Raw genomic sequence first — 20,627 nt, 5'->3', positions numbered from 1 at the left:
ACTAGGACGTCCGAGTAACCCTGCATTCCGCGGCCCCACGTTCGATTATCGCTCGCGTGGCGCCGAGGAAGAAACAGCGTGAATGCGGCCCAGGGGTCGATGGTGGCACCCGGAGCCGCATACGAGAAGCCGCCGGGTGGTGAACCGGACCCGGCGGCTTCTGTGACAAGGAGATGAGCTGCCGGGTCAGCCAGCTACTCGTACGGCGAGCGCGTCGCCGATCTGCTCGGTGGTGCGGACCGTGTCGCCGCGCTCCGCGAGGTCCGTGGAGACGGCGGTCTCGATGCGCTCCGCCTGGTCCTCGTAGCCGAGGTGACGCAGGAGCAGCGCGACGGACAGGACGGTGGCCGACGGGTCGGCCTTGCCCTGGCCCGCGATGTCCGGCGCCGAGCCGTGCACGGGCTCGAACATCGACGGGAACTCGCGGCTCGGGTTGATGTTCCCGGAGGCCGCGACGCCGATGCCGCCGGAGACGGCAGCGGCGAGGTCGGTGATGATGTCGCCGAAGAGGTTGTCGGTGACGATCACGTCGAAGCGGCCGGGGTCGGTGACGAGGTAGATCGTCGCGGCGTCGACGTGGATGTAGTCGGTGGTGACGTCGGGGAACTCCTTCGCCACCTCGTTGAAGACGTTCGTCCAGAGGTGACCGGCGTACGCGAGGACGTTGTTCTTGTGGACCAGCGTCAGCTTCTTGCGCGGACGGGCCTGCGCGCGGGCGAAGGCGTCACGGACCACGCGCTCCACACCGAAGGCGGTGTTGACGGAGACCTCGGTGGCGACCTCGTGCGGGGTGCCCGTGCGGATGGAGCCGCCGTTCCCCGTGTACGGGCCCTCGGTTCCTTCGCGTACGACGATGAAGTCGATCTCGGGCTGGCCCTTGAGGGGGGTCGCGACACCCGGGAGCAGCTTCGACGGCCGCAGGTTGACGTGGTGGTCGAAGAGGAAGCGGAGCTTCAGCAGGAAGCCGCGCTCCAGGACGCCGGACGGCACCGAGGGGTCACCGATCGCGCCGAGGAGGATCGCGTCGTACTGCTTGAGGGCCTCGACGTCGGCGTCGGTGAGGGTCTCACCGGTCGCGTGGTAGCGCTTGGCGCCGAAGTCGAACTCCTTGGTCTCCAGCTTCACATCCTGCGGGAGGACGGCGTTGAGGACCTTGAGCCCCTGGGCCACGACTTCCTGGCCGATTCCATCACCGGGGATCACTGCGAGATTGAGGATGCGAGAACTTGCCGACATGCCAGAAGCCTACGCGTCGTCCCAGGGGATGACACGAGCAGTCCGACATGCGGACACCCCTGGTCACGCCATGGGTGCGTCATCACATGGCCACCCTCCCTTCACCCTCAGGCCTGGCGGGAGTTGCGCGTCACCGGGAAGTTGTATGGGCATGGACACCCCCAACGTCGGCATTCCGGAGCGGCTCGCGGCCAGGATGAGCATGCCCGAACAGCACGAGTACCTGCGCAGGAAGCTGTCCCGCCGCAGGGTCCTCGCCGGTTCGTTCGCCGCGGCCGGGACGGTCGGCGGCATCGGCCTGCTCGCGGGCAGTACGGGCGGCGCCCACGGCGAGAACGCGTCGGCGTCCGGCCCGCTCACCGCGGCCTCGGCACCGTCCGCGCCGGTCAAGGTCGACGGCAGGCTGGTGGCGCCCTTCGCCCGTCATCTCGCCTTCGGGGCGGACCCGAAGACGCAGATGCGGGTCTCCTGGCAAGTGCCGTTCGCGGTCAAGTCCCCCTATCTGCGGGTGGGACCGAAGCCCTGGGAACTGAGCCGGAAGATCGAGGCGGAGGTGCGCGACCTGCACACCCCGTCCCTGTCGAAGAAGCTGCCCGCGGTCGAGCAGTACTACCTGCACGCGGCGCTCGACGGCCTGACGCCCGGCACGACGTACTACTACGGCGTCGGGCACGACGGCTTCGACCCGGCGTCACCCGAGCGGATGGCGACGATCGGCTCCTTCCGCACGGCACCGGCGCAGGCGGAGAAGTTCGTCTTCACGGCCTTCGGCGACCAGGGCGTGAGCTACGACGCGCTCGCCAACGACCAGTTGATCCTGGGCCAGAACCCGTCCTTCCATCTGCACGCGGGCGACATCTGCTACGCGGACAGCACCGGGCACGGCAAGGAGTCCGACACGTACGACGCACGGGTGTGGGACACCTTCCTGGCGCAGACGGAGTCCGTGGCGAAGTCGGTCCCGTGGATGGTGACGACCGGCAATCACGACATGGAGGCGTGGTACTCGCCGGACGGCTACGGCGGCCAGTCCGCCCGCTGGTCGCTTCCCGGGAACGGCTTCGACCCGAGGAACGCGCCGGGCGTCTACTCCTTCACGTACGGCAATGTCGGCGTCGTCGCCCTCGACGCGAACGACGTCTCGTACGAGATCCCGGCCAACAAGGGCTACACGGACGGCAAGCAGACCGCGTGGCTGGACAAGCGCCTGGGCGAGCTGCGGGCGGACGGGACCATCGACTTCATCGTGGTCTTCTTCCACCACTGCATGTACTCGACGGCTACGCACGGGTCCGACGGCGGGGTGCGCGACGCATGGCTGGAGCTGTTCACCAAGCATCAGGTGGATCTGGTCGTCAACGGCCACAACCACGTCTACGAGCGCACCGACGCGATCAAGGGCGGCGAGGTGGGCAAGCCCGTACCGGTCGGCGCGTCGACTGATCCGACGCGCGACGGCATCGTGTACGTCACCGCGGGCGGCGCGGGCAAGGACCTCTACAGCTTTCCGGCAGGCGTGAAGGACAGCTACGAGGGCCATGTCGACGACCGGGAGGCGATCCGGACGTTCCACTGGACCAAGTCGCGCCTCCACAATCCGGACACGGTGGAGTGGTCACGGGTGCGGTACACCGGCTTCTCGTTCCTCGCGGTGGAGGTGACGGCCGGTTCCCGCCCGAAGCTGTCGGTTTCCGCGCTCGCGGAGAGCGGTGAGCGCGTGGACCACTTCGAGGTGGTGCGCGGGGGTCAGTGACCCGTCTCGCCGCCGTTGTCCCTGCGGTCGAGGGCGCGCTGCAGGGCTGCGGCGGCCTTCCTGCGGTCGGAATCGCTGGTACGGGAGGCGTGGCGGACTCGGCGTGCGGTCGTCTCGGCCATGGGGGATCCACTCCTTGAGGGAAGGGGGTACTGGTACTTCGAGACGCCGGAGAGGCGGGGAGCGGCGGAGCCACAGGGGTTGCCTGCACGGGGCTCCGGCTCACGACCGCCATTCGCTTGATCGAGCGAGACGTTCGGCTCCTACAAAGCTAAGCGAGGACGGAGCGTCTGTCTCCACAATTACTCGGACTTCCTACTATCTGAGACGGCCTTCCTTGCCTGCCCCTCCTTCGGCGGCTCTGAGCTCGCGGATGAGAGCCCGCACGGCGAGCGTGGCGGCCAGCTCAGGGGTGGTGACGTAGCCCACGGAACGCGACGGGCGATCCGGACCGAGATCGGTGATCTCGATTCCGTCCGGTGCTCCGTTCAGGGAGAGCGCGGGCATGATCGCCATGCCGTGACCCCTGCTCACCATCGAGAGCACCGCTCCGTCGTCCTCGGTGAGGACGGTCACCTTCGGGATCCAGTCCTGTCCGGCCCACCACTGCCGGGTGTAGGAGCCGCAGTTCTCGTGCCAGTCCACGAGGGGCAGGGAGCGCGGGTCGGGGTGTCCCGCCGGGTGCACCAGCGCGTAGGGCTCCTCGATGAGTACGTCACCGATCAGCCCGGCGGGCACCGGCGAACTCGCCCCGATCGTCGCGATGCCCACGTCGGCCCGCCCCTCCGCCACCTCGCCCGCGGTGCCCGCACCCAGCTCACGGACGACGCGTACCTCCGGCTCGATGCCGGGATGACGGGCGGTGAGCCGCTCCAGGACGGGCGGCAGCAGGTGCAGGGCCACGCTGCGGAACGCGGCGACGCGCAACACTCCCGCCACCGTGCCCTGTGCGGCGCCCCGGGCCTCAGCGGCCAGAGCGTCCAGGAGCCGCAGGACGCGCCGGGCATGGGCGACGGCCGCGACTCCGGCCGGGGTCGGGGTGGCGCCCTTGCGGCCGCGATCGAAGAGCACCGCCCCGACCTTGCGTTCCGTGCCGCGGATGGAGTGCGAGACCGCGGACTGCGTCACCCCGAGCGTCTCGGCGGCCGCCGAGAACCCGCGCCGGCTGTCGACGGCCACGAGGACGCGCAGCTCGTGCGGGGCCAGGTCGGTGGCGGCGGCGGTCGAGTTCGCCGTTCCGGCAGCGCTCATCGAGGGTCCCACCTGCTTCTATGAGGGCTCTTCATGGTTCGGGCCGTTCCATGAGCGCAACCCACTGCCCGGCCCCCGCATTCCTCCGTACGGTCACCGCCATGACCGAGACCGCGCTCACCGTGCACCAGACCGCCCGCCCCCACGGCCTCCCCACCCGCGACCACTTCGCCTTCGTCGAGTCCGCACCGCCCCGGCCCACGCCGGGCACCGCCCTGGTGGAGAACCTGTACTGGTCGGTGGACCCCTACCACCGCGAGATGATGGACGGGGACTTCGCCCTGCACGCGCCCCTGGAGGGCCGCACCCTCGGCCGCGTCGTGGAGTCCCGCGACCCCGCGCTCCGCGAGGGCGAGATCGTCTTCCACCGGCAGGGCTGGCGCACGCACACCGTCGTCACCCCCGACGAGGCACGTGCCGTCCCCCACTTCGAGGATGTACCGCTCTCCGCGCACCTGAGCATCCTCGGCGGCACGGGCCTCACCGCCTACGTCGGCCTCACCCGCGTCGCCGAACTCCGCGCGGGGCAGGACGTGTTCGTCTCGGCCGCGGGCGGCGGCGTCGGCACGGCCACCGGGCGGCTCGCCCGGCTGATGGGCGCGGGACGGCTCGTCGGCAGCGCGGGCACGGCGGCGAAGGCGGCGTATCTGACCGAACACGTCGGCTACGACGAGGTGTTCGACTACCACGCGGGCCCTACGGCCGAACTGCTCGCGAAGGCGGCGCCCGACGGAATCGACCTCTACGTGGACAACGTCGGCGGCGAGCACCTCGAAGCGGCGATCTCCTCGCTGCGCCAGTACGGGCGGATCGTACGCATCGGCACGATGGCCCAGAAGAACAGCACCGACACGCCGTACGCCCTGCGCAACCTCCCCGACATCGTCGAGAAGAGCCTGCGCATGGAGGGCTTCCTGGTCCGCGACTACCGTGACGTGCAGGAGGAGTTGAACGAGTTCGTGGTGCCGCATCTGCAGAGCGGGCGCATCGGGCTCGACGAGACCGTGGTCAAGGGCTTCGGCTCCATCGTGGACGCGTTCCTGGGGATGCTGCGGGGCGAGAACCTGGGCAAGATCATCGTCGCTGCCCGGTAGGCGGGCCCGCCTTGAAGACGTCCTAGAAGATGTCCCCGTCACGCCAGTCGATGAGGAGTTCGTGCGCCGGGTCGAGGTCGGCGCCCCACAGGAGCGGGGGTTCCTCGTCCGGCATGGGGACCACGCCCTGCGGGCCGAGGGTGCCGACCGTGCCCTTCCACTGCTGCCAGCCGCGTCCGAGGTAGAGCCGCTCCCCCTCGTCCGACGCCGAGAGCGCGCCCAGTACGTACGCCCGGTCGATCACCCGCTCGAGGGCGCCCATCACTTGGCCGCCCAGACCTTGGCGCTGCCGGTCCGGGCGGACGGCGACCGCTTCGACGTAACCGATGCGCAGCGAACGGCCGTTGTGCAGGATCCGGCGCTGCACCACGGAGCCGTGCGCGAGGAGCAGGCCGGAGGCGTCGCACACCAGGGCGTGCATGCCGCCGAGGCCGTGGTCCCAGTCCTGATCGCTGAAGTCCCCGTCGAACGCCTCGTCCATCAGGGCGCGGGCGGCACGGAGTTCGGCCGGGTCGAGATCGCAGGTATGGGCCGTGCGCAGCGTGGTCACCTCTCCACCGTACTCAGGCCCTATCTGAGTACGCACGCCGATTTGCCCGCGGCGGGGCGGCGGCAGAGTCGTTGTCATGAACGGCCTTTACGCTCTCAAGCCCTGGTACGCGGACCGGTTGTCCGGCGTACGCGGCGCGCTCGCCCGCCGCGAGGTGTCGCCCGACACCCTCACCGCGGCCGGCGTGCTCTGCGCGGCGGGCGCGGCCGCGGCGCTCGCCTGGCTGCCGGTGCCGTTCGCGGCGCTCCCGGTGGCCGTGCTGCTCGCCGCGCGTCTCGCCTTCGCGAACCTCGACGGAGCGCTGGCCCGTGACACGGGCCGTACGACGCGGCGCGGCGCGCTCCTGAACGAACTGGGTGACCGGGCAGCCGACCTGGTCATGCTCGCGGGCTTCCTGACCGTGGCCCCGCTGTGGCTGGTGGCGACGGCGGGGCTCGCGGCGACGCTCCCTTCCTGGGTGTCGCTCGCGGGCGCGGCGGCGGGCGCGACCCGCCTGAACGGGGGCCCGGTCGGCAAGACGGAGCGCTGCGCCCTCGTGATCCTCGCGGCGGCTTCGGGGTGGGCCGTGCCGGTGCTCGTGGTGGTCGCCGCGGGTTCGGTGCTCACGGCGGGGCTGCGATGCGCACGGCTGTGGCGGGAGTTGGGCCAGGCGTACCCAGGGGGCCGGCGATGAGCGCCGCGTTCATCGCCGGGGAGGCCGCCGGGCGAGCCGTACCCGTGGTGGCCGGGGTGCTCGGCGTCGGTGGGGTGGCCGTTGCCGCGCTGCCCTCGCGGGTGGGCATGCGGGCCGAGCTGCGCAAGCGCTGGCGGACCTGGGCGTTGGCCGCGCCGCTCTTCCTCGGGGCGTTCTTCCTCGGCCGGGCGGGGGCGTTCGTGCTCGCGGCCGGGCTCGGGGTGGTCGCCGTGGGCGAGTACGCGCGGATGGCGGGGCTGCCGCGGGGTGAGCGGGCCGTCCTCGCGGTGTCCGCCGTGGCGGTGCCGGGCATCGCCTGGGGCGCGCCCGGCGCCCTTGACCTGCGGACGGCGGGGGCGCTGCTGATCGCCGCCGCCGGTGTGGCGCTCTTCTCCGGGGATGCCGGGCAGGGCTTCACGCGGGCGAGCCGCACGGTCTTCGGGCTGCTCTGGATCCCCGTCTCGCTGAGCGGTCTCGTGCTGCTCGGCGACACGGCCGTGGCGGTGGGCGTCGCGGTGGCGTTCGGGGACGTGGGTGCGTGGTGCGGGGGTACGGCACTGGGCCGCAGGGGGCTTCTGTCCCGGCCGCTCTCGCCCCTCTCCCCCCACAAGACCTGGGCGGGCGTCGCGGGAGCCGCCGCCGCGACCGCCGCCGCGCTGGCCGCGGTCGGCGCGTTCTCCCCGGTGCTGTGGGCCGCGGTGCTCGTCGGCTGCGTGCTCGGGGATCTCCTGGAGTCGATGGTCAAGCGGGAGGCCGGCGTGAAGGACGCGGGGAGCTGGCTGCCGGGGTTCGGCGGCCTGCTCGACCGGATCGACTCGTTGCTGGTCGCGCTGTTGCTGACGATGGTGGTGACGCTGTGAAGGGTCGTACGCGGGGGTTTCCGGCCCGTCATGGGGGCCCCTCCCTGCTCCTCAAGAGGTTCGGGGAGAAGCGCGGCGCGGCCCGCCTCCGCCGTGCCCTCTGGTGGACCCTGCTCACCCTCACCGGCGGAGTCGAGCGACGCGGCCGACTCCCGTCCGGGGGCTGTGTGGTCGTGGCGAACCACTCGTCGCACGCGGACACCGCCGCCCTGCTCGCCGCACTGGACGCCCGCCACGCGCCCGCGATGGGCGCGGCCGCGGACTACTGGTTCGCCTCCCCCTGGCGGCGGCGGATCTGCAGCCGCCTGGCCGCGGGGTTCCCCGTGCGCCGCACGGGCGGCGGCATGGACGACCTGCTGGCCAGGGCGGACGCCCTCCGCGCGGGCGGAGCCGTCGTCCTCTTCCCCGAGGGCACCCGAGCGCGGGCGGGCGAGCTCGGCGCCTTCCACAAGGGTGCCCTCGTCCTCGCGCGGCAGGCGGACGTGCCCGTCGTCCCGGTCGCCATCGACGGCACCGCACGCCTCCTGCCCAAGCACGGCAGGCTCCGGCCCACCCTGGTCAGGGTCCGCGTCGGCGCCCCGCTGCCCCCGGACACGACCCCGGAGGCAGCGCGTGACGCGGTGGCCGAGCTTCATCGTCGTACGGCGGGCGAACCCCTCAGGGACTCCGTCGCCCGCAAGCGCGTCGCGGCCGTCATCAGCTCCCGCCGGGGTCTCGCGGCAGCCTTCGCCTGGGCCTTCGCGGAGGCGTTGAGCTGGCCCCTGATGCCGGAGCTGTTCCTCGCCGTCGCCTGCGTGGCAGTGCCGCGCCGGGCCCTGAAGCTGTCCCTCACGGCGCTCGCGGGCAGCCTTGCGGGCGGCCTGCTCGCGCTCCAACTGGCCGCCATCGGCGTGCAGTTGCCGCACCCCTTGACCACGGACCGGATGCGCGCCGAGGTACGCGCCGAGCTCGCCGTCGAGGGCGCGGCGGCCGTCCGCCACCAGCCCTGGAACGGCATCCCCTTCAAGGTGTACGCACGCGAGGCGGGCCGCGCAGACATCGCGCCGCACGACTGGCTGACCCACTCGGCACTGTCCCGCGGCTCCCGCACCCTCACGGTGGGCCTCGCCTTCGGGGCCTTCGGGTTCCTCGTCCACAGGCTCCGGCGGTTCTACGGGCTGTATCTGGCCTTGCTGGGTGGCGGATTCACGCTCGGGCTCTCATTGATCGTGACGGGATGGCGCTGACCGGGGCACACTCGGCACATGGCTGACGAGACCGCAGAACGGCCCTGGACCCCCATCCACGGCGAGCCCTACCGCTCCGTTCCGTACCGCCCCGAGCGCATGCCCGAGTCCCAGTCCCTGACCCGGTCGGCCGAGTTGCGCGAGCGGATGCGGGAACGCCGCACCGTGCGGCAGTTCGCCCCCGACCCGGTGCCCGCGCAGGTCGTGCGGGACGCCATCGCGTGCGCGGCGACCGCCCCGTCCGGCGCGCACCAGCAGCCGTGGACCTTCGTCCTCGTGCAGGACCCGGAGATACGCCGCCTGATCCGCGAGGCCGCCGAGCACGAGGAGCAGATCTCCTACGACGGGCGTCTCGGCGAGGAGTGGCTCGCGGCCCTGCGCCCGCTCGGCACGGACGAGGTGAAGCCGCATCTGACGGACGCGCCCGCGCTGGTCGTCGTCTTCCAGCAGCGCTACTGGCTGGGCGAGGACGGCACCAAGCACAAGCACTACTACGTCGACGAGTCGGTCGGCATCGCGGTGGGAATGCTGCTGTCCGCGCTGCACCTGTCGGGTCTCGCCGCGCTGATCCACACGCCGAGCCCGATGCGGTTCCTGTCGCAGGTGCTCGGCAGGCCGGAGAACGAGAAGGCGTTCGCGGTGATCCCCGTGGGCTACCCCGCGCCGGACTGCCAGGTCCCCGACCTCGTACGGAAATCCCTTGATCAGGTGCTCGTGGAGGTCTGAGCGGAGACCAACTGGTTTTGAAGGGACAGGCTTTCCAGGGACGGGTAGTCGGTGTAGCCCTCGGCTCCGTGGGTGTAGAGGTGGGCCGCGTCGATCTCCTGGAGCGGCGCGTCCACCGCGAACCGCTCCGGCAGGTCGGGGTTGGAGATGAAGGCCCGGCCGTACGAGACGAGGTCCGCCAGGCCTTCGGCCAGGACCGCCTCGCCCGCCTCCCGCGTGGTCGGGTCGCCGTTCTCGCCGACGTTGCCGATGAGCGTGCCGTGCCAGTGGGGGCGCAGGTCGGTGAGGGCCGGGTAGCTGTCGTTGTCGGTGAGGTGGAGGTAGGCAAGGCCGAGGCCGTCGATCTCGTCGAGCAGCGCGCGGTAGACGGGGCCGGGGTCCGCCTCCGCCATGCCGAACTGCGGGTTGCCCGGCGAGAGGCGCAGGCCGAGCCGCTCGGCACCGATGGCGTCGGCGACGGCGCGTACGACCTCCACGGCGAAGCGGATGCGGTCGGCGATCGTGTTCCGGCCGTACTCGTCGTCCCGGAGGTTGGAGTTGTCCGCGAGGAACTGGTGGATCAAGTAGCTGTTGGCGCCGTGCAGTTCGACGCCGTCGAAGCCCGCGGCGACGGCGTTGCGGGCGGCGTCCGCGAAGTCCCGGACCGCCGTGCGGATCTCGTCGACGCTCATCTCGCGCGGGGTGACCGGGTCGGCCTTGCCGCCGTCGCGCACGTGGACGCGGCTCGGGTCGACGAGCACGGCGGACGGTGCCGCGGGAACGTCCTCGTCGATCCGGGACAGCGGGTGCCCGTGCCTGCCGCCGTGCATCAGCTGGGCGTAGACGCGGCCGCCCGCGGCGTGCACGGCCTCGGTGACCCGCCGCCACCCCTCGATGTGCGCGGCGGTCTCGAGGCCGGGGAAGCGCCAGCCGCTCTGGCCCCGGCTGCTGGGCCAGATGCCCTCGGTGACGATGAGGCCGGCGCTCGCACGCTGGGCGTAGTGGTCGGCGACCACGGGCAGCGGGGTGCCGTCCTCGGTGGCGCGATGGCGGCTCATGGGAGCCATGACGATGCGGTTGGGCAGCCGCAGGCCGTGGGCGGTGGGCGCGGAATACGGTGTGAGGAGCGTGGTGTTCGTCATGCCGGAACGGTAGAAGCTGACACCGGTGTCAGATTCAAGTGCGGAGGCGCTTCGAGTGCGGAGGTACGCGTGACATGAGGATCGGCGAGCTGGCGAAGCGTACCGCTGTGAGCGAGCGGTCCCTGCGTTACTACGAGAAGCAGGGCCTGCTGCACGCGGACCGCACCCCGGGCGGTCACCGCGACTACCCGGAGGCCGCGGTCGACCGTGTCGTCCACATCCAGGAGCTGTTCGCGGCGGGCCTGTGCAGCGCGAAGATCGTGCAGCTGCTGCCCTGCATGCGGGACCAGGACGGCGGCCCGTCGGAGAAGGCGACACCCTGGCTGGTGGAGGAGCTCTCGGTGGAGCGGGCGCGGATCGACGGCATGGTCGAGGAACTGCTGCGGGCCAGGGAGGTGCTCGACGAGGTGATCACCGCGGCGGCGGGAAGGGACGCCACCTGAACCTAACCCCTTAAAGCACATTGACTGGTTACACGAGGCGTGCTCTACTCACCCCAGAGGCAACCACCAAACTGCATTTGAGGGGTTAGACATGAGCAGCAGGACCCACCACCGCTCCATCACCGTCCGGGGCCACGAGATCGCCTACCGCGAGGCCGGCCCCGTCGACGCCCCCGTCCTCCTCCTGCTGCACGGCTTCCCCTCCAGCTCGCACATGTTCCGCGACCTCATACCGCGCCTCGCCCACCGCTACCGCGTCATCGCCCCCGACCACATCGGCTTCGGCCGCTCCGCCACCCCGCCCGCACACGACTTCAGCTACTCCTTCGCCGAACTCGCCGACCTCACCGCGGAGTTCACCGAGGAACTGGGCCTGACGCGCTTCGCGCTCTACATCCAGGACTACGGCGCTCCCATCGGCCTGCGCCTGGCCCTCGCGCACCCCGAGCGCGTCACCGCGATCATCACGCAGAACGGCAACGCGTACGAGGAGGGTCTCGGCACCGAGGCCTGGGCGCCCGTCCTCGCGTACATCGCGGACCCGACCGAGAAGACCGCCGCGCCCGTACGGGAGATCCGCTCCCTCGAAGGCATCAAGTGGCAGTACACCCACGGCGTCGTGGACCCGACCCTGGTCAGCCCCGACGCCTGGCTGCACGACGCCGCGCTGATGGCGCGCGAGGGGCAGGACGAGATCCAGCTCTCCCTGATCGGCGACTACGGCAGCAACATCGAGCTGTACCCCGCGTTCCAGGAGTACTTCCGCGCCTCCCAGGTCCCGCTGCTCGCGACCTGGGGGGCCCACGACGAGATCTTCGTGCGGGGCGGCGCCGTCGCCTTCCTCCGCGATCTGCCGGAGGCCGAGGTGCACCTCCTGCCCGCCGGCCACTTCGCCCTGGAGACCCACGCGGCGCAGATCGCCGGACTGATCGACGACTTCCTGACCCGGCGCCTCGACGCCCCGGCGCGGTGAGACAGCACCGCCCCCGACCGGGGTGGGGCCCAGGTCGGGGGCGGGGTTCAGGGGGGCCGAAGCCCCGGGGTGGGCGTCAGCCCATGTGCGGGTAGGGGTAGTCCGTCGGCGGGACCAGCGTCTCCTTGATGGCGCGGGTCAGCGTCCAGCGCTGCAGGTTCTGCGGGGCGCCCGCCTTGTCGTTGGTGCCGGACGCGCGACCGCCGCCGAAGGGCTGCTGGCCGACGACGGCACCGGTCGACTTGTCGTTGATGTAGAAGTTGCCCGCCGCGTAGCGGAGCTTCTCCATCGTGAACGCGGCCGCCGCGCGGTCACCCGCGATGACCGAACCGGTGAGGGCGTAGTCCGACGCCGACTCCATCTGGGTCAGCATCTCCTCGTACTTGTCGTCCTCGTAGACGTGGATCGCCAGGAACGGGCCGAAGTACTCGGTCGTGAAGACCTCGTTGGCCGGGTCCGAGCACTCGACGACGGTCGGGCGCACGAAGTAGCCCACCGAGTCGTCGTACGTGCCGCCCGCGACGATCGTGCAGGTCGGGTCGGCCGCGGCGCGGTCGATGGCCGCCTTGTTCTTGGCGAACGCGCGCTCGTCGATGACGGCGCCGATGAAGTTCGACAGGTCGGTGACGTCACCCATCTTGATGCCGTCGACCTCGGCCGCGAACTCCTCCTTGAAGCCGTCGTTCCAGATCGAGGCGGGAACGTACGCACGCGAAGAGGCGCTGCACTTCTGGCCCTGGAACTCGAAGGAGCCACGGGTCAGGGCCGTCTTGAGGATCGCGCGGTCGGCGCTGGGGTGCGCGACGACGAAGTCCTTGCCGCCGGTCTCGCCGACCAGGCGCGGGTACGTGCGGTAGTTGGCGATGTTCTCGCCGACCGTCTTCCACAGGTGCTGGAAGGTCGGGGTCGAGCCGGTGAAGTGGATGCCCGCCAGGTCGCGGTGGGTCAGGGCCACCTCGGAGACGGCGATGCCGTCACCGGTGACGAGGTTGATGACGCCCTTGGGCAGACCGGCCTCTTCCAGGAGCTGCATGAGCAGCACGGCGGCGTGCGTCTGCGTCGGGGACGGCTTCCACACGACCACGTTGCCCATGAGGGCCGGGGCGGTCGGGAGGTTACCGGCGATCGCGGTGAAGTTGAACGGCGTGATCGCGTAGACGAAGCCCTCGAGCGGGCGGTGGTCCAGACGGTTCCAGACGCCGGTCGCGTTCGCCGGGGGCTGCTCGGCGAGCAGGTCACGGGCGTACTTGACGTTGAAGCGCCAGAAGTCGATCAGCTCGCAGGGCGTGTCGATCTCGGCCTGCTGGGCGGTCTTCGACTGGCCGAGCATCGTCGAGGCGGCGAGCGTCTCGCGCCACGTCGTGGAGAGCAGCTCGGCGGCGCGCAGGATGATCGCGGCGCGGTCGTCGAAGGACATCGCGCGCCACGCCGGGGCGGCGGCGAGGGCGGCGTCCACGGCGTCCTGGGCGTCCTGCTTGGTGGCGCCGCGGCCGGTGCCGATGACCGACTTGTGGTTGTGCGGCTGCACGACCTGGAAGGGCTCACCGCCACCGAGGCGCTTGACGCCGCCGATGGTCATCGGGAGCTCGATGGGGTTCTCGGAGAGCTCCTTGAGCTTGGTCTCGAGGCGGGCACGCTCCGGGGAACCGGGTGCGTAACCGTGCACCGGCTCGTTGACCGGCGCGGGGACCTGGGTCACAGCGTCCATGAGTCCTTATCTCCTTAAGGGGGGTCGGGGGTAAGGGAGCTCAGCCCTTGGTGAGGATGGAGCGGGCGAAGAAGAGCAGGTTGGCCGGCTTCTCCGCGAGGCGGCGCATGAAGTATCCGTACCAGTCGGTGCCGTAGGCGGTGTAGACGCGCATCCGGTGGCCCTCGGCCGCGAGCCGCAGGTGCTCGTCGCTGCGGATGCCGTACAGCATCTGGAACTCGTACTCGTCCAGTTTGCGCCCCGCACGGCGCCCGAGCTCCTGTGCGATGGAGATCAGGCGCGGGTCGTGGGACCCGATCATCGGGTACCCGGCGCCCTCCATGAGGATGCGCATGATCCGCACGTACGCCTTGTCGATCTCCGCCTTGTCCTGGTACGCGACCTCGGCGGGCTCCTTGTAGGCGCCCTTCACGATGCGTACGCGGCTGCCCGCGGCGGCCAGGCGGCGGGCGTCGTCCTCGGTGCGGAAGAGGTAGGACTGGATGACGCAGCCGGTCTGCGGGAAGTCCTTCCGCAGCTCCTCGTGGATGGCGAACATCGAGTCGAGGGTGGTGTGGTCCTCGGCGTCCAGGGTGACCGTGGTGCCGATGGCGGCGGCGGCCTCGACGACCGGGCGGACGTTGGCGAGGGCGAGCTCGTGGCCGCCTTCAAGCGCCTGGCCGAACATGGACAGCTTCACGGACATCTCGGCCTTCGTGCCGAGACCCAGGTCCTTCAGGCGCTCGACGAGCTCCAGGTAGGCGTCGCGCGCTGCGGCGGCCTGCTCGGGCGTGGTGATGTCCTCGCCGACGACGTCGAGGGTGACCTCGAGGCCCTTGTCGGCGGCGTCCGTGATGATCGGCACGACCTGGTCCACGGTCTCACCGGCGATGAAGCGGCTCACGACCTGCTTGGTGCCCGGGGCCGCCGACACAAAGCGGCGCATCTGGTCGCTGCGCGACGCGGCGAGGATCACGGGACCCAGCACGGGCACCTCCACGGAGAGTAGAAACAGGGCCGTACCTGGATATGCGTAACGAAGCGGTACGGCACGGAGAACCACCGTGAAACTTAAGGATCCCTCCGATCCGGGGCCATCGACACCTGTCACGCATCCGTGCACTGGATCTCAGACATCTGTCTGAAGCGGGGGGCGAACTACGTCAGAATGGACAGCGTGAAAGGCGATTACCAGGAACTGGTCGACGAGATCTCAGCCCTGCTGGGCGCGCCCGCGACGCTGGAGAACCGCGATTTCGAGCTGATCGCCTTCGGCGCGCACGACAGCGGCGGTGACAGCGACTTCGACACGGCGGCCCTTGACCCGGTGCGTACCCGCTCGATCCTCACGCGCCGCTCCACGGCCGGGGTCCGCACCTGGTTCGAGAGCTTCGGCATCACCCGCGCGACGGGCCCGGTCCGCATTCCGCCGACCCCCGAGGCGGGCGTCCACCGGGGGCGGATCTGCCTTCCCGTACGGCATCGGGGGTTCGCCCTGGGATACGTGTGGCTGCTCGACGACGATCCCGGGCCCACGGAGGCCCAGCTGACCGCCGCCATGGAGGTCGCCGCCCGGATCGGCGCGCTGCTCGCCGACGAGGTGCAGGCCGGCGCCGATCTGACCCGGGAGTTCCGTGCCGTCCTGACCGCCGAGCGCGGCTGGCAGCGGGACATGGCCGTGGCCGACCTGCGCACGGCGCTCGGCCCGCGCGGCGAGGGCCTGCACGCGGTGGTGTGCGTGGCGCCCTGGCCCTCCGCCGACCCGGACTCCGCCCCCTCGGTCCGTACGGTGCAGGGGGCCACCGCCCTGTGCACGGTTCCCTGGGGCACGGCGGGCCAGAGCCTCGCGGTCCTGGTCCGGCTGCGCTCGGCGGACGTGCTCACCCCCGCGGTGTCGGCGGCCACCCGGCTCCTGGACGGGGCGAAGGACGCGGCGGCGGGCATCGCGAATGCCCGCCACGGCCTGGACGAGCTGGGCGCCGCCTGGTGGGAGGCGTCGACGGCGGCCCGCGCCGCCCGCGCCGAACCCCGTTTCGCCCCCGTGGCCCAGTGGTCGGAGGTGGGCCCCTACCGCCTCCTGACCTCCCTGCCCCCGGAAGCGGCGGAGGACCCGGCGGCTCGCGCCCTGCTCTCCCCCGCCCACCGCGAACTCGCCCGCACCGCTGAGGTGTTCCTGGACTGCGCGGGCCAAGCGGGGCGCGCGGCCGCGGAGTTGGGAATCCACCGCCAGACGCTCTACTACCGCCTCTCCCGCGTGGAGCAACTCACGTCCCTGGACCTGGACGACGGCGAGGACCGCCTCCTCCTGCACATGATCCTGAAAGCGTCACGACTGTAAGGGCACGGCTACAGGCGGCTCCTGACGTGACCATGGCCAGGTAGCGTCTCCTCTTGATCACTCAGGCATTTCCACAGGGGAGACCGAACACCCGATGAATCACAAGTTGTTGGCACCCGCTCTCGCCGCCGTCGCCCTCGCGGGCACCACCCTGACCAGTGGTGTCGCCGTGGCGCAGACGCCGTCGGCGCCGGTGTCCGCCGCGGCGGCGCCCTACTGCGGCAACGGCCTCACGAACGTACCGGCCAAGGAGAGCGTCAAGATCCGCACGACGCCGAAGGTGAAGGGCACGGCCCTCGGCGTGTGGGGCAAGGGGCAGAAGGGCTTCATCTGCAACGACGGCAAGTCGATCAAGGGCGAGAAGTACACGCTCTGCGGCAAGACGAGCACCGAGTGGCTCTACGGCATCAACAACAGCACCAACGTGAAGGGGTACGTCCCCCGCGCGTGCATGAAGTGGTAGCCAGGAACGGCTCGTTCGCATGACCACAGTGGTGTGGGTGGCTCGAAGCCGCCCGCACCACTCCTGTTTTCACGCCCGCCGTTTTCACTCGCCGGAAGCCCGCCCCATCGCACGCCTCATGCCCTCGGTGAGCTGCTCGGCGGTGGTCGCCGAATCCGGGTCGAAGAGCCACTGGACCATCAGGCCGTTGAGCAGCGTCATATAGAAGCGGCCCTCTGTCTCCACCACGTCGTCCGGGATGACGCTCTCCTCGATTCCGGTGAACACCGCCGCGAGCCCGCTGCGCCCTTCCCGCTGCGCCTTGACCAGGAGCTCGCGGACTCCGGCGAGCCGCTCGCCCTGCGTGATGACCTCGAAGGTCAGCATCCAGATGGAGCGGGACTGGGGGAACGTACGCAGGACGTTCCCCCAGACCTCCTCGAACCGCTCCAGCGAGCCACCCTTCGTGGCACTGCCTCCACCGGGAGCCTCGTCGAAGCCGCCGCCCGCCTTCTCGACGAGCGCGACGAACGCCTCCACGAGCAGCGCGTCCTTCGAGCCGTAGTGGTAGCCGATGGACGCCAGGTTGGTCCCGGACTCCTTCACGATGTCGCGCGCGGTCGTACGCACGAACCCCTTCTCCAGCAGGCAGCGCTTGGCGCCTTCGAGCAGATCATCACGGTGTCCCATGCGGGCCAGCCTACTCCCGATCCATACATCCGTCCCATACAGACGTATTACACATCCGTACTAGACAAGCGTATAGGACGTCCGTACAGTCCTCGGCATGACGAACTCGACGCACGATCAAGTGAATTCGGCGGTCCCGGAGCGCGCGGGCCGCAAGGAATGGACCGCGCTCGCCGTCCTGATGCTGCCGCTGCTCCTGGTCTCGATGGACGTCTCGGTGCTCTACTTCGCGGTCCCCGCGATCAGCGCCGACCTGAGGCCGAGCGGCACCCAGCAGCTGTGGATCTTCGACATCTACGCCTTCGTGCTCGCCGGGCTGCTGATGACGATGGGCTCACTCGGCGACCGCATCGGCCGCCGCAAGCTGCTGATGTTCGGCGCGGCAGCCTTCGGCGCCGCCTCCCTCACCGCCGCCTACGCCGACAGCGCCGAGCTGCTCATCGCCGCCCGCGCGGTCCTCGGCATCGGCGGCGCGACGCTGATGCCGTCCACGATGGCTCTCGTCCGCACGATGTTCCGCGACGCCGGACAGCGCGCGAAGGCGATCGGCATCTGGTCCGGCGTGATGGTCGGCGGTGTCGCGCTCGGCTCGGTGATGAGCGGCATCCTCGTCGAACACTTCTGGTGGGGCTCGGTCTTCCTGGTCAACCTGCCCGCGATGGTGCTGCTCCTCGCCCTCGCGCCGGTCCTCATCCCGGAGTCCAAGGACCCCCGCCCGGGCCGCTTCGACCTGCTGAGCGTCCCGCTGTCCATGGCCGCCGTGCTGCCGGTCGTCTACGGCATCAAGGAGATCGCCGCCGCGGGGCTCGAACCCGCGTACGTGGCATCGCTCGCCGTGGGACTCGTCTTCGCCGCCCTCTTCGTCCACCGCCAGCGCACCACGGCGTCCCCGCTGATCTCCCCCGCGCTGTTCCGCGGCCGTGGCTTCGCCCCCGCGGTCCTGCTGAACCTCATCTCCACGCTGTCGATGATGGGTTCGGCCTACTTCACCACGCAGTATCTGCAGTCCGTCCTGGGCAAGAGCGCCATGGAGGCCGCGCTCTGGGCCCTGCTCCCCTCGGTGCTCATCGGCTTCGCCGCCCCGATCGCCACGGCCCTGGTCCAGCGCGGAACGCACCGCGCGCACGTCGTCTCGGCCGGCTTCGTCATCTCGGCGTGCGGGTACGGCCTGCTGACGCTGACCGGCACCGACGCGATGTGGACGGTGCTCTGCGCGGCCGGACTCCTGGCCTGCGGTGCCGTGATCGTCGGCTCGCAACTGACCGACCTGGCCCTCGGTTCGGCCCCGGCGGAGAAGGCGGGCTCCGCCTCATCGCTCCTGGAGACGGGCCAGGAGTTCGGCGGCGCGCTCGGCATGGCGCTGCTCGGCTCCATCGGCAACGCGGTCTACCGGGGCCAGATGCCGGACGCCGCTCCGGCCGGGGCCCACGAGACGCTGGGCGGCGCGCTCGCGGTGGCACAGCACATGCCGGACAGGGCGGCTTCGGCGCTGACCGAGGCGGCCCGGGAGGCGTTCACGAGCGGGATGCATGTCGCGGCGCTCGCGGGGGCGGCGGTGCTGCTTGCCTCGGCGGGACTGGCGTCGGCGACGCTGCGGCGCTCCGAGCCCGCACAGAAAACGCCGGACGGGCTGGAGATGTCCAGCCCGTCCGGCGCTTGAGGACGAACGCGGCGCAGCCGGTGACAGCCGGCAACCGCAGCTTCGGGGTACCCCTAGTCGGTCAGGTTCACCGCACGCGCGGACTCCGCACCGATCTCCTCGGCCAGCTCGTTGAGGACCGGCTGCGGCACGGTGTCGTCCACCGTGAGGACGGCGAGCGCCTCCCCGCCGACGTCGGCGCGAGCGACCTGCATGCCGCCGATGTTGATGCCCGCCTCACCGAGGACGCGGCCGACGGTGCCGACGACACCGGGACGGTCCGCGTACCGCAGGACGACCATGTGCTCGGCGAGCGCCAGGTCCACGTCGTACCCGCCGATGGCGACGATCTTCTGCAGGTGCTTCGGGCCCGCCAGCGTGCCGGAGACCGAGATCTCCTCGCCGCCGGTGAGCGTGCCGCGCACCGTCACGACGTTGCGGTGGTCCGGGGACTCCGAGCTCGTGGTGAGGCGGACCTCGACGCCACGCTCCTGCGCGAACAGAGGCGCGTTCACGTAACTCACGGTCTCGTCGACGACGTCCTCGAACACGCCCTTGAGCGCGGACAGTTCGAGCACCTTCACGTCGTGCTGGGTGATCTCGCCGTACACCTCGACGTCGAGGCGGGCCGCCACCTCGCTCGCGAGGGCGGTGAAGATGCGGCCGAGCTTCTCGGCGAGCGGCAGACCGGGACGCACGTCCTCGGCGATGACGCCACCCTGGACGTTCACCGCGTCCGGCACGAGCTCACCGGCGAGCGCGAGGCGGACGGACTTGGCCACGGAGACGCCGGCCTTCTCCTGCGCCTCGTCCGTCGACGCACCGAGGTGCGGCGTGCAGACGACCTGGTCGAACTGGAAGAGCGGGGAGTCCGTGCAGGGCTCCTTCGCGTACACGTCCAGGCCGGCGCCCGCGACGCGGCCCTCCTTGAGCGCCGAGTACAGCGCCTCCTCGTCGACGATCCCGCCGCGCGCGGCGTTCACGATGCGGACGGCGGGCTTGACCTTGTGCAGGGCCTCGTCGCCGATCAGACCGACCGTCTCGGGGGTCTTGGGCAGGTGCACGGTGATGAAGTCCGAGACCTCGAGCAGCTCGTCGAGCGTGAGGACCTTGACGCCCATCTGCGCGGCTCGCGCGGGCTGTACGTACGGGTCGTAGGCGACGACCTTCATGCCGAAGGCGCTCATGCGCTGCGCGACGAGCGCGCCGATGCGGCCGAGGCCCACGACGCCGAGGGTCTTCTCTGCGAGCTCGACGCCCGTGTACTTCGAGCGCTTCCACTCGCCGGCCTTCAGCGCCTGGCTGCCCTGGGGGATGTTGCGCGCGGTGGCGATGAGCAGGCCACAGGCGAGCTCGGCTGCGGTGACGATGTTCGAGGTGGGTGCGTTCACCACCATGACGCCGGCCTTGGTGGCGGCGGACACGTCCACGTTGTCCAGGCCCACGCCCGCGCGGGCGACGACCTTCAGCTTCTTGGCGGCCGCGATGGCCTCGGCGTCGACCTTGGTCGCGGAGCGGACCAGAATCGCGTCGACGTCGGCGATGGCGGGCAGCAGCTCGGCGCGGTCCGCGCCGTTGCACTGCCGGATCTCGAAGTCCGGGCCCAAGGCGTCGACAGTGGCGGGCGACAGCTCTTCAGCGATGAGTACGACCGGTTTGCCGTTGGCAGCAGTGCTCACGTGAGTCCTCACAAGTCCAATGCGGACGGCCGTCCCGACGGCCGCATGCGGGTGGAGGGGAGCGGCACCGGGGAGGGGCGGGTGCGATCCCGTGTCGTTCGGTGCGTGCTCTCGGCGTGCCGGACGAAGGTCCTCGTAGCGGAGCTACTTGGGCCTTTGGCCGGTGCGGCGAGAGTGCGTGCCGGGCGGCTCGGGGACGTGCCTGCCCCTCCTCGGTGTCGCTCAGCCGCGTGGAAGACGCACGAC

The 20,627-nt window shown here is 70.9% G+C and carries 20 protein-coding genes; 11 read left to right on the top strand and 9 right to left on the bottom strand.

The features are described from left to right. Positions 1-186: 186 nt before the first annotated feature. A complete protein-coding gene (locus ACWGIH_RS26025) occupies positions 187-1,236 on the bottom strand; it encodes a 3-isopropylmalate dehydrogenase (protein WP_453443682.1) in 1,050 nt (349 codons plus the stop codon). A gap of 151 nt (positions 1,237-1,387) precedes the next feature. On the opposite strand from ACWGIH_RS26025, the gene ACWGIH_RS26020 reads away from it, so the two are divergent. Next, positions 1,388-2,989, top strand: a complete 1,602-nt coding sequence (locus tag ACWGIH_RS26020; protein ID WP_453443683.1) for a fibronectin type III domain-containing protein — start codon at positions 1,388-1,390, stop codon at positions 2,987-2,989. On the opposite strand, the gene ACWGIH_RS26015 is transcribed toward ACWGIH_RS26020, so the two are convergent. Together ACWGIH_RS26015 and ACWGIH_RS26010 are read right to left on the bottom strand one after the other, a co-directional pair. Continuing rightward, on the bottom strand, positions 2,983-3,111 hold the full coding sequence (locus ACWGIH_RS26015) for a hypothetical protein (RefSeq protein WP_268251300.1): 129 nt from the start codon (positions 3,109-3,111) through the stop codon (positions 2,983-2,985). The genes ACWGIH_RS26020 and ACWGIH_RS26015 overlap by 7 nt on opposite strands. A 196-nt stretch (positions 3,112-3,307) precedes the next feature. Then, positions 3,308-4,240, bottom strand: a complete 933-nt coding sequence (locus ACWGIH_RS26010) for a LysR family transcriptional regulator (protein ID WP_453443685.1) — start codon at positions 4,238-4,240, stop codon at positions 3,308-3,310. A gap of 101 nt (positions 4,241-4,341) precedes the next feature. Here ACWGIH_RS26010 and ACWGIH_RS26005 point away from each other — a divergent pair, with 101 nt between their 5' ends. Then, the gene (locus ACWGIH_RS26005) at positions 4,342-5,334 is read left to right on the top strand and encodes a zinc-binding dehydrogenase (RefSeq protein WP_453443687.1); all 993 of its coding nucleotides are present in this window, start codon (positions 4,342-4,344) and stop codon (positions 5,332-5,334) included. Positions 5,335-5,356: 22 nt separating this feature from the next. Here ACWGIH_RS26005 and ACWGIH_RS26000 read toward each other — a convergent pair whose 3' ends face one another. After that, positions 5,357-5,962, bottom strand: coding sequence for a GNAT family N-acetyltransferase (locus tag ACWGIH_RS26000; protein ID WP_453443688.1), 606 nt, complete (start codon positions 5,960-5,962; stop codon positions 5,357-5,359). Here ACWGIH_RS26000 and ACWGIH_RS25995 point away from each other — a divergent pair. From ACWGIH_RS25995 to ACWGIH_RS25980, 4 genes are read left to right on the top strand one after another with little or no spacing between them, the layout of a single operon-like run. Further along, positions 5,961-6,557: a CDP-alcohol phosphatidyltransferase family protein gene (locus tag ACWGIH_RS25995; RefSeq protein ID WP_453443690.1), complete on the top strand. Its 597-nt coding sequence runs from the start codon at positions 5,961-5,963 to the stop codon at positions 6,555-6,557. The genes ACWGIH_RS26000 and ACWGIH_RS25995 overlap by 2 nt on opposite strands. Further along, positions 6,554-7,417, top strand: a complete 864-nt coding sequence (locus ACWGIH_RS25990) for a phosphatidate cytidylyltransferase (protein WP_453443691.1) — start codon at positions 6,554-6,556, stop codon at positions 7,415-7,417. The genes ACWGIH_RS25995 and ACWGIH_RS25990 overlap by 4 nt, the downstream gene beginning before the upstream one ends. Positions 7,418-7,461: 44 nt before the next feature. Then, positions 7,462-8,643, top strand: coding sequence for a lysophospholipid acyltransferase family protein (locus ACWGIH_RS25985; RefSeq protein ID WP_453443741.1), 1,182 nt, complete (start codon positions 7,462-7,464; stop codon positions 8,641-8,643). An 18-nt stretch (positions 8,644-8,661) separates the two neighbouring features. Beyond that, positions 8,662-9,369 (top strand): nitroreductase family protein, encoded by a 708-nt coding sequence (locus ACWGIH_RS25980; RefSeq protein ID WP_453443693.1) that lies wholly within the window; start codon positions 8,662-8,664, stop codon positions 9,367-9,369. Here ACWGIH_RS25980 and ACWGIH_RS25975 read toward each other — a convergent pair. Then, positions 9,348-10,490: an alkene reductase gene (locus ACWGIH_RS25975; RefSeq protein ID WP_453443694.1), complete on the bottom strand. Its 1,143-nt coding sequence runs from the start codon at positions 10,488-10,490 to the stop codon at positions 9,348-9,350. The two genes, ACWGIH_RS25980 and ACWGIH_RS25975, sit on opposite strands and share 22 nt — an antisense overlap. Before the next feature lie 74 nt (positions 10,491-10,564). Here ACWGIH_RS25975 and ACWGIH_RS25970 point away from each other — a divergent pair, with 74 nt between their 5' ends. Together ACWGIH_RS25970 and ACWGIH_RS25965 are read left to right on the top strand one after the other, a co-directional pair. After that, on the top strand, positions 10,565-10,933 hold the full coding sequence (locus ACWGIH_RS25970; RefSeq protein ID WP_453443695.1) for a MerR family transcriptional regulator: 369 nt from the start codon (positions 10,565-10,567) through the stop codon (positions 10,931-10,933). A 91-nt stretch (positions 10,934-11,024) separates the two neighbouring features. Continuing rightward, entirely contained in the window at positions 11,025-11,906 is an 882-nt protein-coding gene (locus ACWGIH_RS25965) for an alpha/beta fold hydrolase (RefSeq protein ID WP_453443697.1), read from the top strand. Between the two features lie 76 nt (positions 11,907-11,982). Here ACWGIH_RS25965 and pruA read toward each other — a convergent pair whose 3' ends face one another. Together pruA and ACWGIH_RS25955 are read right to left on the bottom strand one after the other, a co-directional pair. Further along, positions 11,983-13,614, bottom strand: coding sequence for an L-glutamate gamma-semialdehyde dehydrogenase (gene pruA, locus ACWGIH_RS25960; RefSeq protein WP_453443698.1), 1,632 nt, complete (start codon positions 13,612-13,614; stop codon positions 11,983-11,985). 40 nt (positions 13,615-13,654) lie between these two features. Then, positions 13,655-14,581: a proline dehydrogenase family protein gene (locus ACWGIH_RS25955; protein WP_453443700.1), complete on the bottom strand. Its 927-nt coding sequence runs from the start codon at positions 14,579-14,581 to the stop codon at positions 13,655-13,657. Positions 14,582-14,761: 180 nt separating this feature from the next. Between ACWGIH_RS25955 and ACWGIH_RS25950 the strand changes: the two genes are divergently transcribed. Then, positions 14,762-15,931 carry a PucR family transcriptional regulator gene (locus tag ACWGIH_RS25950; protein WP_453443702.1) on the top strand — a complete coding sequence of 390 codons (1,170 nt, stop codon included), beginning with the start codon at positions 14,762-14,764 and terminating at the stop codon, positions 15,929-15,931. 94 nt (positions 15,932-16,025) lie between these two features. Beyond that, entirely contained in the window at positions 16,026-16,394 is a 369-nt protein-coding gene (locus ACWGIH_RS25945; protein WP_453443704.1) for a hypothetical protein, read from the top strand. A gap of 84 nt (positions 16,395-16,478) precedes the next feature. Here the strand turns inward: ACWGIH_RS25945 and ACWGIH_RS25940 are convergent, their stop codons facing one another. After that, positions 16,479-17,063: a TetR/AcrR family transcriptional regulator gene (locus ACWGIH_RS25940; RefSeq protein WP_453443706.1), complete on the bottom strand. Its 585-nt coding sequence runs from the start codon at positions 17,061-17,063 to the stop codon at positions 16,479-16,481. 97 nt (positions 17,064-17,160) lie between these two features. Between ACWGIH_RS25940 and ACWGIH_RS25935 the strand changes: the two genes are divergently transcribed. Further along, complete coding sequence (locus ACWGIH_RS25935) at positions 17,161-18,723, top strand: MFS transporter (protein ID WP_453443708.1); 1,563 nt, start codon at positions 17,161-17,163, stop codon at positions 18,721-18,723. A 53-nt stretch (positions 18,724-18,776) separates the two neighbouring features. On the opposite strand, the gene serA is transcribed toward ACWGIH_RS25935, so the two are convergent. Next, the gene (gene serA / locus ACWGIH_RS25930) at positions 18,777-20,381 is read right to left on the bottom strand and encodes a phosphoglycerate dehydrogenase (RefSeq protein WP_367045129.1); all 1,605 of its coding nucleotides are present in this window, start codon (positions 20,379-20,381) and stop codon (positions 18,777-18,779) included. Between the last annotated feature and the right edge of the window lie 246 nt (positions 20,382-20,627).

This window comes from Streptomyces sp. NPDC054872, assembly GCF_053610705.1.
The sequence above is the reverse complement of the archived record's forward strand: the minus strand, read 5'-3'. Positions and strand labels throughout refer to the sequence as shown.